The organism is Streptomyces sp. NPDC025806, assembly GCF_055558275.1.
Genome location: NZ_JBVHMU010000005.1, coordinates 442155 through 458194, shown reverse-complemented (window position 1 = coordinate 458194; position 16040 = coordinate 442155). Strand labels below are relative to the sequence as shown.

General features: G+C 68.1%; 14 protein-coding genes. 8 read left to right on the top strand and 6 right to left on the bottom strand.

All coding sequences use genetic code 11. The features are described from left to right. Nucleotides 1-33: 33 nt before the first annotated feature. Nucleotides 34-3615, bottom strand: a complete 3582-nt coding sequence (locus ACZ4E1_RS14965) for a CHAT domain-containing tetratricopeptide repeat protein (protein WP_467539473.1) — start codon at nt 3613-3615, stop codon at nt 34-36. 969 nt (nt 3616-4584) lie between these two features. On the opposite strand from ACZ4E1_RS14965, the gene ACZ4E1_RS14960 reads away from it, so the two are divergent. From ACZ4E1_RS14960 to ACZ4E1_RS14935, 6 genes are all read left to right on the top strand, one after another. After that, nucleotides 4585-5085 carry a hypothetical protein gene (locus ACZ4E1_RS14960; RefSeq protein ID WP_467539471.1) on the top strand — a complete coding sequence of 167 codons (501 nt, stop codon included), beginning with the start codon at nt 4585-4587 and terminating at the stop codon, nt 5083-5085. A 320-nt stretch (nt 5086-5405) separates the two neighbouring features. Next, nucleotides 5406-6125: a helix-turn-helix domain-containing protein gene (locus ACZ4E1_RS14955; protein WP_467539603.1), complete on the top strand. Its 720-nt coding sequence runs from the start codon at nt 5406-5408 to the stop codon at nt 6123-6125. A gap of 94 nt (nt 6126-6219) precedes the next feature. Continuing rightward, entirely contained in the window at nt 6220-6774 is a 555-nt protein-coding gene (locus ACZ4E1_RS14950; RefSeq protein ID WP_467539468.1) for a dihydrofolate reductase family protein, read from the top strand. Nucleotides 6775-7297: 523 nt separating this feature from the next. Further along, the gene (locus ACZ4E1_RS14945; RefSeq protein ID WP_467539466.1) at nt 7298-7939 is read left to right on the top strand and encodes a GAP family protein; all 642 of its coding nucleotides are present in this window, start codon (nt 7298-7300) and stop codon (nt 7937-7939) included. A gap of 133 nt (nt 7940-8072) precedes the next feature. Beyond that, complete coding sequence (locus ACZ4E1_RS14940) at nt 8073-8525, top strand: DUF6325 family protein (RefSeq protein ID WP_467539463.1); 453 nt, start codon at nt 8073-8075, stop codon at nt 8523-8525. 34 nt (nt 8526-8559) lie between these two features. After that, nucleotides 8560-8859, top strand: coding sequence for an SHOCT domain-containing protein (locus ACZ4E1_RS14935; protein ID WP_467539461.1), 300 nt, complete (start codon nt 8560-8562; stop codon nt 8857-8859). Between the two features lie 48 nt (nt 8860-8907). Here ACZ4E1_RS14935 and ACZ4E1_RS14930 read toward each other — a convergent pair whose 3' ends face one another. After that, nucleotides 8908-9135: a hypothetical protein gene (locus ACZ4E1_RS14930; RefSeq protein ID WP_467539458.1), complete on the bottom strand. Its 228-nt coding sequence runs from the start codon at nt 9133-9135 to the stop codon at nt 8908-8910. Between the two features lie 94 nt (nt 9136-9229). Between ACZ4E1_RS14930 and ACZ4E1_RS14925 the strand changes: the two genes are divergently transcribed. Then, nucleotides 9230-10231 carry a TIGR00341 family protein gene (locus ACZ4E1_RS14925; RefSeq protein WP_467539456.1) on the top strand — a complete coding sequence of 334 codons (1002 nt, stop codon included), beginning with the start codon at nt 9230-9232 and terminating at the stop codon, nt 10229-10231. A gap of 233 nt (nt 10232-10464) precedes the next feature. On the opposite strand, the gene ACZ4E1_RS14920 is transcribed toward ACZ4E1_RS14925, so the two are convergent. Next, the gene (locus tag ACZ4E1_RS14920; RefSeq protein WP_467539454.1) at nt 10465-11400 is read right to left on the bottom strand and encodes an alpha/beta fold hydrolase; all 936 of its coding nucleotides are present in this window, start codon (nt 11398-11400) and stop codon (nt 10465-10467) included. A 621-nt stretch (nt 11401-12021) separates the two neighbouring features. Between ACZ4E1_RS14920 and ACZ4E1_RS14915 the strand changes: the two genes are divergently transcribed. Then, on the top strand, nt 12022-12576 hold the full coding sequence (locus tag ACZ4E1_RS14915; RefSeq protein WP_467539452.1) for a DUF4232 domain-containing protein: 555 nt from the start codon (nt 12022-12024) through the stop codon (nt 12574-12576). Nucleotides 12577-12767: 191 nt separating this feature from the next. Here ACZ4E1_RS14915 and ACZ4E1_RS14910 read toward each other — a convergent pair whose 3' ends face one another. The 3 genes from ACZ4E1_RS14910 to ACZ4E1_RS14900 all read right to left on the bottom strand — a co-directional run bounded on the left by ACZ4E1_RS14910 (nt 12768) and on the right by ACZ4E1_RS14900 (nt 16025). Then, nucleotides 12768-13256 carry a hypothetical protein gene (locus ACZ4E1_RS14910; protein ID WP_467539450.1) on the bottom strand — a complete coding sequence of 163 codons (489 nt, stop codon included), beginning with the start codon at nt 13254-13256 and terminating at the stop codon, nt 12768-12770. A gap of 144 nt (nt 13257-13400) precedes the next feature. Next, nucleotides 13401-14330: a calcium-binding protein gene (locus ACZ4E1_RS14905; RefSeq protein WP_467539448.1), complete on the bottom strand. Its 930-nt coding sequence runs from the start codon at nt 14328-14330 to the stop codon at nt 13401-13403. Nucleotides 14331-14921: 591 nt separating this feature from the next. Further along, a complete protein-coding gene (locus ACZ4E1_RS14900) occupies nt 14922-16025 on the bottom strand; it encodes a GNAT family N-acetyltransferase (RefSeq protein WP_467539445.1) in 1104 nt (367 codons plus the stop codon). Nucleotides 16026-16040 lie beyond the last annotated feature (15 nt).

Below are 16040 nucleotides of genomic sequence, written 5' to 3'. Positions count from 1 at the left end.
AGCGGAGGGTAGCGGACATGGCGTACTCGCCGGTCAGGCGCCGGAGTGGAGGTAGGCCGCCCAGAGCGAAGGGGTCGCCGGGTAGCGGTCGCGTGCCGCACAGACGGTGCGGTGCAGGGCTGACGCAGCCTGATCGGTGTCGAGTGTGCCGGACGGATCCGTATTCAACTGCGTGTAGAAGGATTCGGCGATTTCGACGGCTGTGGCGTCGTCGATGGGCCACAGGGTGCCCACGACATGGGGATAGCCGGCGAGCTGAAACGCGCTGGTGAGGTGAATCGCTTCGTCGAGCAGGTCGGCACTGCCGGGGTCAGCGGTGCTGCATGCGGAGAGGTAGGCCAACTGCGCGCATTCAAGCTTGACCTGAGCAAGCGCAGAGACGGTCAGCGCCGTGGTGGAGTGGTCGTGCAGGAGCAGTCGGCTCCGAGAGGGGTCGGCGCGGTCGCTGGTGCCATGACATGCGAAGTGGACGATGGCGCATTGGGGGAGATGGGCGAGGACTGCAGCTGTCGTGGGGGTTTCGGCGCTCGGCGGGAGACCGCCGTTGCCGGGTGCGGGTTCGGTGAGCTGTATCGGGCCGGGGAGCAGGGACCGAATGCGGCGGGCCTCCTCAGGGGCGTGCGGCAGTGGATTGAGGCCCGGGGTGGTTGGCATGGTGACGATCAGGGACCGGGCGGCGTCGGCAGGTCGGCGCTGATGCCGACGGGCATGGCGCAGGGCGCGGATGGTGGGGGTGTACGAGGAGATCACCCGGTCCAGGACGGTGCGGCGGTGGAGCCCGCGCTCGGGGTCGGTGTGGAAACCGGCAGCGTGCAGGGGCAGCAGCCCGAGGAGCCCGCCGGGGGCCCACCACACTCTCGGCAGAGGTTCCCTGCGCTGAGGCGGTGGGGCCCCCACACCGAGATCCGTCAGGGCTGAGAGAACCGGTTCGGCTGCAGCCTCCCAGAGCCATTCGAGGACCTGACGCAACGTCTGCTGGGCAGCGATCCGGTCGCCCTCGTGCGCTGTCGCCTGGCCCAGCGCCTGGTAGAACGCATTGATCTGCTCGCGGACCGCGTTCATGGTGAGCTGCGGAAGCGCGCACGAGGTGACACCGTCGCGGGTGAGTATGAGCGCGTCGCTGCGGTAACCACTGACGTTGAACGTCACCACGGGGCCGTAGGCGGTCTGGGCCAGGAGATCATCGAAGCTGGGCGGCAGGCCGAAATCGGTGAACCCTTCGCAGCCTCGGATGCGTGCCAGCAACTCCTCCAGCTCCGCCGCCAGACGATGACGATCGAGAACCGGTCCGCCGGGCCCGCCGGCTCCGGCAAAGGCAGTGGTGTCCGTGAGGTCCTGGTCAAGCAGCTCGCGAAGCTTGGAGAACCGTTCGGCCAGAGCCGGGTGTTGCCCGCGCAGGCCGGTCAAGTCACTGCGCGTGTCCAGCATCTGGGAATTGAGCACGGCGCGCCCGGCTTCGGCCAAGCGCAGGGCGCGAACGGCCCGTGTCTGCGCATCGACGCCGTCATCTGCGAGGGCCAGGGCGATCGCGTCCGCGGCAAGCCCGTCGGCGTCGCGGCCGAGGACGTACTGCTGGTCTCCGCGCTGCAATCGGCGCGGGGCCACTTCCGGCAGTGTCAACACTGCCCTCTCCAGAAGATCTGCGGCCAGACCGGGATCCGAGGAGGCCGCCAAATCCGCACCTGCCCGCGCTGCACGGATCCGTAGCCACGGCGCGGCCTCCCGCAGACCGACAATGCGCCCCCATACGGCCAGCGACTCGTCCCGGTCCTTCGAACTGCCCGTGAGCGAGAAGCGGAACCGCAGGGCAGTCCCAAGGTTGGCCAGGTATGTGGCGCAATCGGGGTGGTCGTCCGGGATGGCCTGTGCAGCAGCTCGGCCCACGTCCACGGCCTCATCCAAGTCCGCCGGATCTGAGGTGTGCTTGTAGCGGGTCAACAGGGCGGCGCCGAGGTTGGAGAGGGCCGAGGATCGATTGATGTGATCTCGTGGGGTGGCACTCACGGAGGAGCGATATGCCGTCACCGCATCATCCAGTGCCCCGGTGTCGCCGGTCTGTTCGGACCAGGCTCGCAAAGCGGAGCCGAGAGTATCTAGATACATGCCACGGTTGGGATGATTGTCAGCGGTGAGCTGCACGGCGATTCGGCCCACCTCCACGGCCTCCTCCAAGTCGGCCACGTTCCCGCTGCGCTCATGCCGGGCTTGCAGGGCGACGCCCAGGGCAGACCAGTTCATGCCCCGATCGGAGTCGGAGTGGTGGGTGGCACGGGCCGCGCGACGGATCGCGTCCACGGCCTCGTTCAAGTCTTCCAAACTCCTGGTTCGCTCGTACCGGGCCTGCAGTGCGGAACCGAGGTTGGCCCAAGGGGCATCCTGGCGGGGGTGATCGTCGGAAGCGGACTGGATCGCGGCTCGTGCCACGTCGACCGCCTCGTCCAGGTCTCTCATGTCCCCGGCACGCCGAAACCGCTGACTCAGCCCGGCACTGAGCCCGGACAGATACATGGCGCGGCTGGGATGACCCTCGGGGGTGACTTGCACGGCGAAGCGGCCCACGTCCACGGCCTCGTTCAGGTCCTCCAGGTCTCCGGTGCGTTCTGCACGGATCTGCAGGGCTGTGGCGAGATCGGCCAGGAAAGCCCCGCGAGCCGGGTGGGAGTCAGGCATGACTGCCGCGGCATCGCGATATGCCTTCACCACGTCGTCCAGGTCTGCGAAATCCCCTGTGCGTTCGAACCTCCGCATCAATGTGGTGCAGAGCGCGCACTGCGGCGCATCTCGGTGGGGATGGTGTTCGGGAGTCACGCGGACGGCACCGCGGTAAGCCTCCACCGCCTCGTCCAAGTCCGTCAGATCTCCTGTGCGCTCGGCACGGATCTCCAGGAGGCTGCCGAGTTGCGCCAGGTGAGCCATGAGACTGGGGTGGTCGTCAGGCATGACTGCCGCGGCATCGCGATATGCCTCCAGCACGTGGTCCAGATCTGCGAAATCCCCTGTGCGCTGAAACCGCTTTCTCAACGAGCCGGCGAGGGTCAGGAGCGGCACATCTGCATGGGGATGGTCGTCGGAGGTCGCGCGGGCGGCACCGCGGTATGCCTCCACCGCCTCCTCCGTGTCCCGCAGGTCTCCCGTGAGCTCGAACCGGCGGTCCAGTACGTCCCCGAGAATCATCAAGTAGGAGCCGCGAAGGCGGTGTCCCTCGGGCAGGTGGCCAGCTACGCGTCTCGACCAGTCCGCCGCGAGTGTTAGATCCGCCGGTCTCCGTTGGGCCCGAAGGCGCTGAATCGCATCCAGCGCGGTGGGAGCCACTAACTCGGCGATGGGCGACAACAACGACTGTGGGATGTCGTCAAGTCCCGCGAGGAAAAGCCTGCTGAAGTATCTGATCGCGGCTGCGAGGTCGTCCTCGACCGGAGCGGGGTGAATCGCGGCCATCCGGAAGCAGTAGAACCAGCCGAGAGTGTGCTCGGCTTGCGGATCATCGGGAAGAGACGCGGCCAAACTGTGCGCCTCGCCGAGCGCCGCCGGATCCGAGACCGCCGCCAGGTTTCCCTGTCGAGCCTGCTCCACTCTGGCCCGGACCGCGGCCAGCAACCTCTCTGACTCCCCCATGAATCCCCCTTGATTCCCCCGAGGAGAGTGACTCGTCCCTTCCGAGCGTAGACGGCTAGCTGCCCCGTCCAGCAAGCTTTCGAACCACAACGTCATGTTGTCCCAGGACTTGTGGAGGTGTTGAGTGTCTGGTCGGCGCACAGAGGGTGCGGGCACACGTGAGGACGTGGCGTACGTGTGTGGACAGTTGGACCAAATTCGTCGCGCTCTCGAGACACATTGTCCCGAAGGCGCCGTTCCGTTGGAGTACGTGCTGACGGCGCTCAGCAACGGGGATGATCCCTCGGAACACCTGAGCGCACTCCACCACGCCCTCCTCGCCGCGGGCGACGCCGTGGGCATCCATGGTGGCACGCGCGGCTTGAGCCCACTCGGGGTCAACTCCGTTCCGCCCGACAGGTGGGTGCTGCTGTGCCCCACGGGACGATGCTCCCGCTTCAGCTGGCCCAGCGACTCGGACACGCCTCACTGTCGGATAAGCGGCCAGCCCCTGCACAAAGAGCAGCTGTAGCTGTGCCAGGGTTCCTCAACGCCCTGGGGCAGAAGCTCGCCGAACGCTGGATGACGCTTCTGGTTCTCCCAGGAGTTCTGTACCTGGCAGCCGCGACCACCGCCCATGTCCTCGGCCAGGCTCACGCCCTGGACCACCGTCGACTCACCGACTGGCTCACTCAATGTGCCCGGACCTCCGCCGGCACACTCGGCGGCCAAGTCGTACTGTTCACCGGCGTCCTCGCCGCTGCCGCTGTAGCCGGTCTCGCCGCCCAAGGACTGGGAACACTGATTCAGCGCATCACTCTCGCCGCGGACTGGCACGCCTGGCCACGCCCTCTGCGGCTGTGGCCCCGTGCCCGCGTCGCTCGGCGCCATGCCCAATGGACCATCGCCACGCACCACTACTGGGAACAACTCAACGCTGATGCCGCCAGCTTGGCCAGGAGCGGAAGCCGAACCGATCCCTCGCCGCGGATGGCCGCACACCGGGCGCTGCAGCGCATAGCGTCCGAGGAGCCGAACCGGCCCACATGGAGCGGCGACCGCATTCATGCCGTCGCGGTGCGCCTAGAGCGCGACCACCACTTGGACCTGCCCGTGCTCTGGCCCCACTTGTGGCTGACACTGCCCGAGATCACTCGCGACGAGATCACCACCGCCGAACAGGCTCTCAACCGCGCGACCACTCTGGGTGGCTGGGCCCTGCTCTACGCACCGTTGAGTGCATGGTGGTGGCCGGCCGCTCCGCTCGCCGCTGTGCTCGCCCTGTCCGCTAGACACCGCCTACGTAGCGCCGCTGACGCGTACGCCCGACTCCTGGAGGCCGCCGTTCGTCTCCACGCCACGGACCTGGCCACCCAACTCGGTATCGACCACGCCGGCCCGCTCGACTCCGCTCTCGGAGACGCCCTCACCCATCAGCTCAGTACTCGAACCCCTATACCGCCCGCCCCCGACGGCACCTTGCCCCGCTGACCTGCCGTACTCCTCGCCCACCTCGGCGAAAGCGCCACCGCGATGCTCTTCCGCTGCACCGTCTGCGGCATCCACATCGCCTACGCCGAACCCTCGTAACAGCCACTGAGCACAGCGGCTCGCGAGATCGAATCGCTCACCCCTTCAATGGAACCGCACCCAGCGCCATTCTTGCCAGCCGGACATCCTCCCGCGACTGCAACAAGAATTGCGAAATGTTCGGTCGGACCGATCCGCGCCGGTCCATCGCGGGCCGCCTGACCGTCATGACGGCGTGGCACACTGGCGGCTCCGGCTGCGTTGAACGGGGGGGGATCCGGTTGGGTCTGGAGATCGAGAGCAGGCCGTCGGAGCTGCCGTACATCGAGCGGGTGTGGCGCAGCCGTAGTGACGAAGTGGGCCGGATGATGTCGATCGCGGCATCGCACTGGGAGCTCGTCTTCTGGGAGCACGACGGTCAGGTCCAGGCGGCCGTCATGGGACCGGAACCCAGCGCATGTCTGGCGGATGTCCCCAAGGACGCCACGTTCTTCGGTATCAGCTTTGCGCTGGGTACCTCGATGCCGCACATCCCGGTCGGCCGGCTCGTGGGGGGTGGCGCGGAGATCCCGGATGTGACACGGCGCTCCGTCTGGCTGAAGGGCTCGAGCTGGCACCCGCCCGATTACGACAATGCGGAGGCGTTCGTACGGCGCATGGTGCGTGAGGGCATCGTGGACTGCGACCCGATCGTGCCCGCCGTGCTCGACGGCGCTGCCGCCGATGTCTCCGAGCGCACCCTGCAGCGCCGCTTTGTCGCGGCGACGGGTCTCACCCAAGGCGCCATCCGGCAGATCCATCGCGCCCGTGAGGCGGCGGTACTGATCCAGGAGGGTGCGCGGGCCCTGGACGTCGTGCACCGGCTGGGCTACTTCGACCAGCCGCATCTGGCGCGGTCCTTGACCCGGTACATCGGCCGAACCGCCACTCGACTGAGCAGTCCGGATGTGACCGAGCCCCTGTCGCTTCTGTACAAGCCCTCGTCCTCGGTGCCCGCGTAGGTTTCCTGGCGTAGCCGACGGGGTCGGCTCGTCCCGGTGGCAGGGCCCCGGGCAGTAACCGGGCAGAGGGCCCGGAACTCATCACGGAGGAATCATGCGCAAGGTCGTTTCGAGTCCGTTCATCTCGCTCGACGGTGTCGTCCAGTCGCCGAACGAGTGGCAGTTCGCCTTCGACGAGGAGATGGGCGCGGCGCTGGGAAAGGCGCTGGCGACCGCGGACACGATTTTGATGGGCCGGGTGACCTTCACCGAGTGGGCCGGGTACTGGCCGACGGTGACCAGCGGCGAGGACGCCGGTTTCGCCAAGTGGATCAACGATTCGCCCAAGTACGTCGTCTCGTCCACGCTGGACAGCGTGGAGGACTGGGCCAACAGCACCCTCGTCAACGGCGATCTGACGGCCGCGATTGAGAAGCTCAAGGCCGGCGAGGGCAAGGACATCACCGTCGCGGGCAGCCCCACGCTGGTGCGTTCCCTACTGGAACTGGATCTGCTGGACGAGCTGGTACTGCTGATCCACCCGGTGGTGGCCGGCGAGGGCCGAAAGAAGCTGTTCGAGGACGACGCCTCTCTGAAGAAGCTGGAACTGGTGAGCGCCGAACCCACCAGCAGCGGCGTGATCATCGCGACCTACCGGCCTGTGCGCTGAGCGCTGGCCGGCGGCGCGCGGACCGGCGGCCGGGACGGCCTTGCCGCATCTCGTCCGCCAGCTGCTCGCAGCCGCCGGGGTGGGAGTCGAGGAACAGGAATGCACGGCTCTTGGGCCGTGATGACGCGTTCGCTCACGGTGCGGTGTCCCAGGTGTCGTGTCGGCGGCCGGCCTTGGAGGGTTTGCCTCTGTCGGCGTAGCCGGTGAGGGCGGACTGCCGGGGCCGGCACGGGCGGAGGAACACGTTGAAGCTGCCCTCGGGTGCGGGGAGCCAGTTGATCTCGCGGTCCGGGCCGGGGCTGTCGTGGCTCCCGGGTGCCGGGGTGCCGTTGTTGCTGTGGAGGCCCCGTTTTGGACGCTACGAGCGCCGCCCGGCCCTCGGGCGGCGCGTCCGCTGAACGGGTGGCGTGGACTCGGGGGCCGCTCGCTCCAATGGGCATCCACCTTTCGCGCCCACCGCCGATTCGTGGCTGGGTGGGTTCGGCCGACACGTCCGCGGCCCCGATGACGAGAGCGCCCGCAGATGACACTCGACATGATCCTCATCGGCCTGGCGATCACGCTCCACCCGTTGCCGGCCATGGCCCTGATCCTTCTGCTGTCCGGCGACAGAGGGCTGCTCAAAGGGCTGGTCTTCGTCCTCGCCTGGCTGGCGTGCCTGGTGCTGGTGATCGCCGGAATGCTGCTCCTCACCGACGGGTCACCGCCCAAGAAACACAGTGCTCCGTCAACCGCCGCCCTCGCCCTCAAGCTCGCCATCGGGGCCGGTCTCGTCCTGTTCGGCGCCTACAAACAGCGCAAGGAGCGCCGTCCGAGGCAGGAGCCGGCCTGGCTCGGAAAGCTGCGTAACGCCTCGGCGTGGTCGGCCGCCGGCATGGCCGTTCTGCTCCAGCCCTGGGGCATGGTCGCGGCGGGCGCGGCGACCGTGGTGAACGCCGACCTGTCGCAGGCGGTCACCTGGCTGACGCTGATGTTCTACTGCCTGCTGTCCACCTCCAGCCTTCTGGCGATGGAGCTGCACGCGGCGTTCCGGCCCGCTCTGGCCCAGGCCCGGTTGCAAGCTCTGATGCGTGCGATCACGACACACCAGGACCAGGCCGTCGTCGTGCTGTCCCTGACGGTGGGCTTCTGGCTGGTCGGCAGAAGCCTCTACGAGCTCACCTGACGGAGGCCATCCCCGGCCGCCACGAAGGTGCGTGTGGAGGCCTGCGGTGTTGGAATGAGAGCGGCCATGAGTGCCGGCGGGGGGCCGTTTCGCCGTACCGTCGGAGGCGGAGAGCCGCCAGCGAGGAGTCGCAATGAGTGACGACGAACTCTCCGAGATGGGACCCGTCGATTACCTGATCCTGGAGTTCCCGGGCAATCGCATGACGGGAGAAGGCCTGCCCCTGCTGCTCGATCTCGTCGACCGGAGCATCATCCGCGTCCTCGACCTGGCCTTCGTACGCAAGGACGAGGACGGTTCGGTCATCGCCGTCGAGGTCAAGGACCTGGACGGCGACGGGGAACTCGACCTGACCGTGTTCGAGGGAGCCTCATCGGGGCTGCTCGGCGAGGACGACCTTCAGGAGGCCGCCGCCGTCCTCGAACCCGGCAGCTCCGCGGGCGTCCTCGTGTACGAGAACCTGTGGGCCGCGCCCCTCGCGGCTGCCCTGCGCCGCAGCGGAGCGCGCATGGTGGCCAACGGCAGGATCCCGGCCGAGGACCTCCTGGCGAGCCTGGAGGCCGCCGAGTCCCGGTCCGCCTCCTGACGGCAGCACGCCGACCGACGACAAGGAATCCGTCATGCCTGGTCTTCTCCGCGGTGTCGCGCGCACCGCGATCATCTCCGGTACCGCCACCGCCGTGTCCAACCGGGTGTCGCGCCGACAAGCCGGCCGCTGGGCGCAGCAGGACTACGAGCGCGCCGCCACGTCGGCTCCCCAGCAGGTCTACAGCGCGCCGCAGGCCGCACCCGAGCCGCAGGCCGGGGAGACGATGGACGCCACGATCGCCCAGTTGAAGGAGCTCGCGCAGCTCAAGGAACAAGGAGTGCTGTCCGAGGCCGAGTTCGAGGCCCAGAAGAGCCGCATTCTCGGCCGCTGAACCAGCCTTCGCGCCGTCCGTCCACGGACCTCGGTCGCCCTCAGTCACTCACTCCGGTGGGAGCTCGGTGACGACGAAGCACGTCACGACTTCCTGTGGATCCTTCTGCTCTTCCGGGTCATCGGCGACATCTTCAAGGACGACGACCTCGGCGGCGGAGCCAAGACGGGATGGCTCGTCTTCGTGATCCCGGCCCCCTTCCTCGTTGTGATCGTCCACGTCCTGGCCCAGGGCAAGGGCATGGGCCAGCGCGAGACGGAGTACCCAGTAGGCCAAGGAGGAGATGCTCCGCTGAGCCCCAGGCTGAAGCCGGAATCATCTGCTCGTGTCCTGCCCGCCGAAGCCCTCCTCGTCGTGGTTGTTTGGACGCATGACGAGCAAGGTTCGCGCCCGTGTTCTTCCGGCCGCTCAGCGCCGCTCGCTGGACGAACTGACACAGGATCTCGTCCTGTCGACCGGGGACACCGCGTCCAAGCGTTCTGCTTTCTGGACGATGCTGACGCTGTCCTCGATCATCGCGGCCGGCGGGGTGCTCACGGACTCGACGGCGACCGTGATCGGCGCCATGATCATCGCCCCGCTCTCCACACCCATCATGGGCATCGCCCTCGGATCGGTGCTGCGCCGTCGCACCGGATCGGCCACGGTCGTCCTCCTCGCGGGCCTGCTGGTGGTCGCGCTCGGGATGGTCATGTCGGTGTTTCTGCCCAGCAACTACGACCTGCTGTCGAACAGTCAGATCTCCTCGAGGACTTCGCCGGGCCTGATGGACCTGATCGCCGCCCTGGCAACCGGCTTCGCCGGAGCGGTGGCGCTGGCCCGCCGGGACGTCGCCGCCGTGCTGCCCGGCGTCGCGATCGCCATCTCCCTCGTCCCGCCGCTCGTCGTGACCGGGGTGTGTCTGGGGCAGCTGTCGGGATGGCTGGCCCTGGGCGCGCTGGCGCTGTTCGTGTCGAACCTCTTCGCCCTGGTCTTCGCCGGCATGGTGGTCTTCGCATCGCTCGGTTACGCCGCGGAGGCGGACAAGGCGGCCGGACGCCCAGCCGGCAGGGCATCTGCCGCCATGACTCTGCTGTTCGTCGTCGTGCTCGTTCCACTGACGGCCAACACCGCGACGACGCTGCTGCTCAACGCCTGGACCGGCAGCACCAAGGACGCCGCGGAACAGTGGCTCGCCGAGGAGCCGGACGCGTCCGTCACGAGTGTCGACGCCGCCTCCCGGACGATGTACATCCACGTTCGCACCCCGGGCGAACTCCCGCCGGTGAAGTCCCTGCTCGACCGGCTCGAAGGACGGATCCCGGACGGCATCCCCGTCGTGGTGGACACTTCGCGTGGTCGGCGCATCGACGCCGGAAAGGTCGGCGGCTGAACGTCGCGTCCGCGTCCTGACACTCGAACCGTCCGACTGCCCCGAGGGGAAGCCTTGCCGATGTAGTCACGTCGCGGAGGGTACGGACACTCCTCCGGCTTCGGGTGAGCGCGAGAACGGCGATCCGGGACGGGCCGGCGAGGAAGGCGCGGGGTGGGAGGCGTCGGCCATGTAGGACATGTAGCGGTTCAGCCCGGGCACCTCACGGAACGTGACCGATACCTGGGAGTTGTTCAGCCACGTGCGAGGGCCGCGGCAATGACCTCGGCGGTCTCCCGCGGCGCCACGTCCGGCAGGAGGAACACCGCGCCAGGGATCGTCACCACGGATACGTGGGGAGCGGACTCAAGGGTGGCGCGCTCCGCACTGGTAAGCCCGCCGTCCCCCTTCTCGGCGTGGACGATCCACACAAGGGTGTCCAGCGCGGCGAGTTCGGTGGCCGGGTCCCGGCCCGCGGCGAGGTAGTCGAGATAATCGCCGGTCACACGGACCACATCGGCGGCCCTGTTCTGCTTGAAGTCCTCGATCAGCTCGTCCTTGTGCGCCTGAGGCGTCTTGGCGGACCTCGCCATGAGCGGCATGAGTCCCATCATCAGCGCCGTCGGCCAGCTGCCGACCCTCTGCGATGCCCGTACGACAGTCCGGAAGAACCTGGACTCGTCCGGAGTCGTCAAGCTGATCCCGAGCAGTACGACCGGGCCCTGGAACCGCCCTGACAGCACCATCTCCAAAGCCACCGTCGCCCCGAGCGAGAATCCCGCGACCACGTCGCAGTCGTGTTCCCGCGCCAGCTCACCGGCGCGACGAGCCAGCGCGGGGATGGTCACGTCCTCCGACAGCGGCGCGCCAGCGTTGCCGGGAAGCGTCGTGGCCACGAGGCGGACGCCGGACAGTGCCGGCTCGGCCATCACCAGGTCGTACGACCGGGCCGCGCAGGCCCCGCCCGGCAGGAGCAGAACCGATCGCTCCGCATCGGCCGGCCCCGCGACCAAGGTCTCCCAAGGTGCCCGCATTGCCACCTCCGCAACGCGCTCCGATCCGCTTTCTGCCGTACACGAATGACGGTTATGTATGTATTTAAGGTTATCGTCCGGAATATTTCGGGACCACCGGGCGGCATGGCCCGGACCGGAGCCCGCCAGGCTGTAGCCGGGTGCGTTCGGTGACATCGCCGCGCCCTCCTGTACCAAAGCGCATCGCTTGGACGGGACGCACGCGGCACACACCATCGGATCCGGAGCGGCCCCAGGGCACGGGTCCACCGGATTCTCCGGCCGCATCCGCTGCCGCGCGAACAGCACGCCCGCCCCGGACGGGCGAGTACTAGGCTCCCCTCCCCCGTCGCTTCAGGGTTTGCCGGTCTCGATGGCGTGGGCGTGGGTGAAGGCTTGACGGTGCGCAGTGTCGCCCGGCCCCACAACCATCGGCGGGCCCGGAAGGGGAGCCGCAGATGTGCCTCGCGCCCTGTTCGCTTCAGCGAGTGGGCAACCGGCTTTCATTTGGATGAGCAGGCGCACCACAGGAAGACGTCGGCGACGTGGAGTCGGCCGAGGTGGACGGTCGCCGTCTCCTCGCCGGCACCGAACATCGAAGACAGCACGGTGGCCCCGTTCCTTCGAGGTGCATGACGAAAACGCGCCCTCGCCACACCATCCGGATCATGCGAGGCATCCGGACAACGACCACGCAGCAGCGGGAAGGCGACGAAACGGCGACGACGCCGGGCAAGGTGGTGATTACAAGTAGCCCGCCGACGCGGGGGGCTGCACCGGAATCTGGAGAACATCATCATGACCCGCACCCTCGCTCGCACGAGCGTCCTTGCCGCTGCGGCCGCGGTCCTGAGCATCACCCTGACCGCCTGCAACGGCGAGGACAACGCGTCGGACAGCACGCAGACCAGCCCCACCGCGTCGGCAGACAGCACCGGCGGGGCGGACCAGGCGGGCCAGAGCGCCGGCACCGGCGGGAGCGAGCAGGGCGCCGACACCAGCAACGGTGCCACCAGCGAGGGCAAGGTCGACATGTGTCGCTCCGGTGTGCTTGACGCCACCGCCGCCAACAACACCACGGACGAGACGAACGGCGTTGTCACGGTCACCTTCAAGAACGTCGCCGGCGCCGACTGCCGCATCAGCGGTTTCCCGGGTGTCGACATCAAGACGTCCCTGGGCGACACCATTTCCGTGGACCGCAACGGCGAACAGGCCACACCGCAGACCCTCAAGGAGGGCGACACCGCCGCCTTCAACATCACGTACCCGGTCAACAACACCGGCGGCTCCGGCGTGCGGCTGACCGACATGGTGGTCACGCCCCGAACGAGACCGAGCCCTTCACCCTGAAGTGGCCGGCCGGCAGCCTCCCCGTCACCGACGGCGAGGACGGCGGGAAGATGGAGGTCAGCCCGGTGAGCAAGGCCAGCGACTCACCCGCCGGCTAACCCCATCCCCACCCCGCGCCGGCGGCCCGGACGTCGATCACGTCCTGCTCCTCGTCCACGCACGGGCCCAGTTCGACCCACCGTGCGTGCTTCTCAACGGCCGGGAGGCTGGACGGCCAGTACGCTCCACAGGATTCCCTGCGCTTCCAGTCGGAACCGGAGTGCTGCCTCCTGTGTATGCGTGACGGTCATCCACAGTGCGGTTCCCGAATCGCTGGTGTTGAAGACCAACTGGTCCCCTCGCCAGCCCTCGGCGTGGATCGTATGGGGAACCAGGTCCAGCAGCAGTTCGAACTGCGCGTCGTCACGGACGTCGATGTCGATGCCCATGCCAGGGTCATCGCGTCGGCTGCGCGTTCCGTGCGTCACCGCCTGGCCGGCCAGGGACAGCGCGCGTTCATAGGAACGCAGAACTCCGGGAGGCCAGGCGTCGTCGCTGTAGGCGTCCAGGTGAGCGGCGTCGATGCCGGAACGCAGGACACGCAGCGCCTCACGGTGAACAAAGGCGACATCGTCAGAGCTCGATCCACCCACGAGTACGAGATCGCGGCCCGAGCCGTCATATTGATCAGTCACACGCATGTCCCTCCCACTCTCAGGTGCCCCCACTCGGTCCGGGCGCGAGCGGGGGCAGCCCGCACCGGTCCGAGAGATCCGCCGGCCGGCACGGGGGTGAGCATGGGCCCGCCGCCGGGCCGGCCCTGTGGGGTCAGCCCGGCAGTGGGCTCAGCGCACGTCGACGCAGTCACCGGTCGCGGTGACCGGCGGGGTGGTGGAGGTTCCCTCGAACTTGTAGCGGTAGCAGCGGTCGGTGGTGGCGGTGCGGGTCTGCTTCTCGACGCCCGCCAGGCTGCCGGTGCCGGTCTTGTGGCTGCTGGTCGTGGCGTACGAGCCGGTCAGCGAGCGCTCCTGGAGGCGGACGGTCTGCTGGGTGTAGCCCGCGTACTTGTGGGTGTCCCAGTTGGCGCGCTCCAGCTTGCCGGTGATCGTGATCGTCTTGCCCTTGGCGACGGGCTCGGGGGCCGCGTTGTTGCTCAGGCGGGACCAGCGCTTGAGGTACCAGGTCTTGGCGTTGTCGGTGTCCACGTCGGTGGTCGCTTCGGTGATCGCCCAGAGAGAGATCTTCCAGGCTCCGGCGTCCTCGTTCGTCAGGTCGCTCTGGGGGTCGATCTTGAAGGTGGCCGTGCACTTGAACGTGGCGTCGCCGGACGGGACGCAGGGGTCGGTGTCCGCCTCGAGCTGCTCGGAGTTGATGAACTGCTCCAGTCCGCTGTCGAGGTCGGTGCCGCGCCACAGCGACGCGTTGCTGCCGTAGAGCGTCGCCCCGCCGCTGACCGTCCACTTCACGGTGATCGTCTGCGTGTTCGTCGTCCCGACGCTCGCGCTGTTTCCGCCGTTGACGGTGATGCCGGAGACGACGGTGACGTCGGCGGTGGGATCGGCCAGGGACCTGGCCTTGGGCGCGGCATCCTCCGCCGCCGAGGCGTCGGCGGCTGCGGCCTTGCTCTGCTCCAAGGCCTCCCCCGCGCCGGTCCCGCCCGCCATCGCGGACGGGGTGACGAGCAGGCCGACAGTGAGCCCTGAGGCGGCCAGCGCGCTGACGCCGAGGGTCACCTTCTTGCCGGACGTCAGCTTTTTGCGGGAGTGCTGGGACATGAAGAGGCTCCGGTATCGACGATCCAAAGACGGATGCAGGTCACGGGACGGGCGGCCCTGCATCACGTACGGCCAACGCGGCCGCACATTCTTGATCGGCAACGAGCCGGAAGGGTTGTACGCGCGCGGCAGTTGGGTCGCGTGAGGTGCATCACCCACCACTCCCCTGACGTCAAGTCAGTTCCGTCATCCACGCGGCGGGAACGACGAAGCGAAGGTCAAACGCGGGGCGCGCCGCGACGCTTCCGGCGACGTGCCCTCCGTTCTTCGAGTGTGCCGGATGCTTCTACGATCAGGCGGACGCAGCACGAGAACACCGTGAGGATCGCGGTTCCGAGAAACTCCCCGTCCCAGCCCATTGCGCTCAGTCCGGCAACGGGAACAGGACCCCCGGGATGACCGGAATGCGGCAAGGCCGATGAGAAGGGCTCCGGCGGCCATGAGGACCCATTGGGCGTGGGTGGCGCCGCGGGTGACGGCAGTGAACTCCCGTCCCACGACCTGCCCTTCGTCGGTGAACCTGTCGCGGACGAACGGGTCCGTTCGCCGGCCATGCGAGTGCGGTTCATTCACCCGGTGCCGGCTGGCTCATCAATCCGCTCGCGCGACCGGACGGCCAAGCCGCGCTTCTACGGAGTTGTCCTTGGTGAGACGTACGGTTCCGTTCTCTCCGGTGAGTGACTCGGGCCGGAAGCCCTCGCTCTGGTAGAGGGCGATGTTGTGTCGGCTGCGCGCGCCGGTGTGCAGCACGATGCGGTGGCAGTTCGGTTCTGCTGTGGCTTCGGCGGTGCGCAGCAGCCAGCGGCCCAGTCCTTGGCCGCGTAGGTCGGGTACGACGCCGAGCCGGCCCACGTGCCAGTCGGTGTCGACGCGTCGGGTGCGCACCATGCCCAGGAGTCGGCCGTCGCGCCACAGACCCATGGTGTGCCAGGTTGCCAGCCACTCGGCTGTCTGTTCCGGTGACTCGTGCAGGGCGGGGATGGCCAAAGTGTCGTTGGCGAGGGCCTCGTCCGCCCAGCAGCACCGCTGCAGCACGGTGACTTCGGGAGCGTCATCGGGGGTCAGTTGCCTGAGGTATGAGCCGGGCAGGGGGCCAATAGGGAGGCCGGGGCGTGTCGCTTCGCGCATCGGGCGTAGGGCGTGGGCCACGCGTACCAGTTCGTCCAGGACGCCGACGGCGGCTCCGGTCAGGGCTGGGGTCGGACGGATCTGTCCGTTCTCGACGGTGTCGGTGATGCGTAGGGCGACCGTGCGTCCCAACGGCACCAGGCGCAGGGTGGTGACTACCTGCTTGGCGTGCTGGACGGAGCGCGTGCCGGCAGAGGTGTTCCCGTAGCTGATGAAGCCCATCGGCTTCCATGCCCACTCGCGTCCGAGGTAGTCGAGCGCGTTCTTCAGGGTCGCGGGCATTCCGTAGTTGTACTCGGGCGTCACCACCAGGAAGCCGTCGGCCGCGTCCACGAGGGTGCTCCATCGTCTGGTGTGTTCGTGGGCGTAGAGGCCTGAGGAGGGGTGTTCCTCTTCATCCAGGAAGGGGAGGTTGAGGTCGCCGAGGGGTGTGGGGACGAGTTCGGCGCCGAGTTCTCTCGCGCGGGGCGTGATGGTGTCGATGAGCCAGGTGCCGATCGCTGGGCCGAGGGCACCGGGTCGGGTGCTGCATACCAGGACGAGGACACGCACCGTTTTCGTTGACATGGAAAGGAAAAGTAG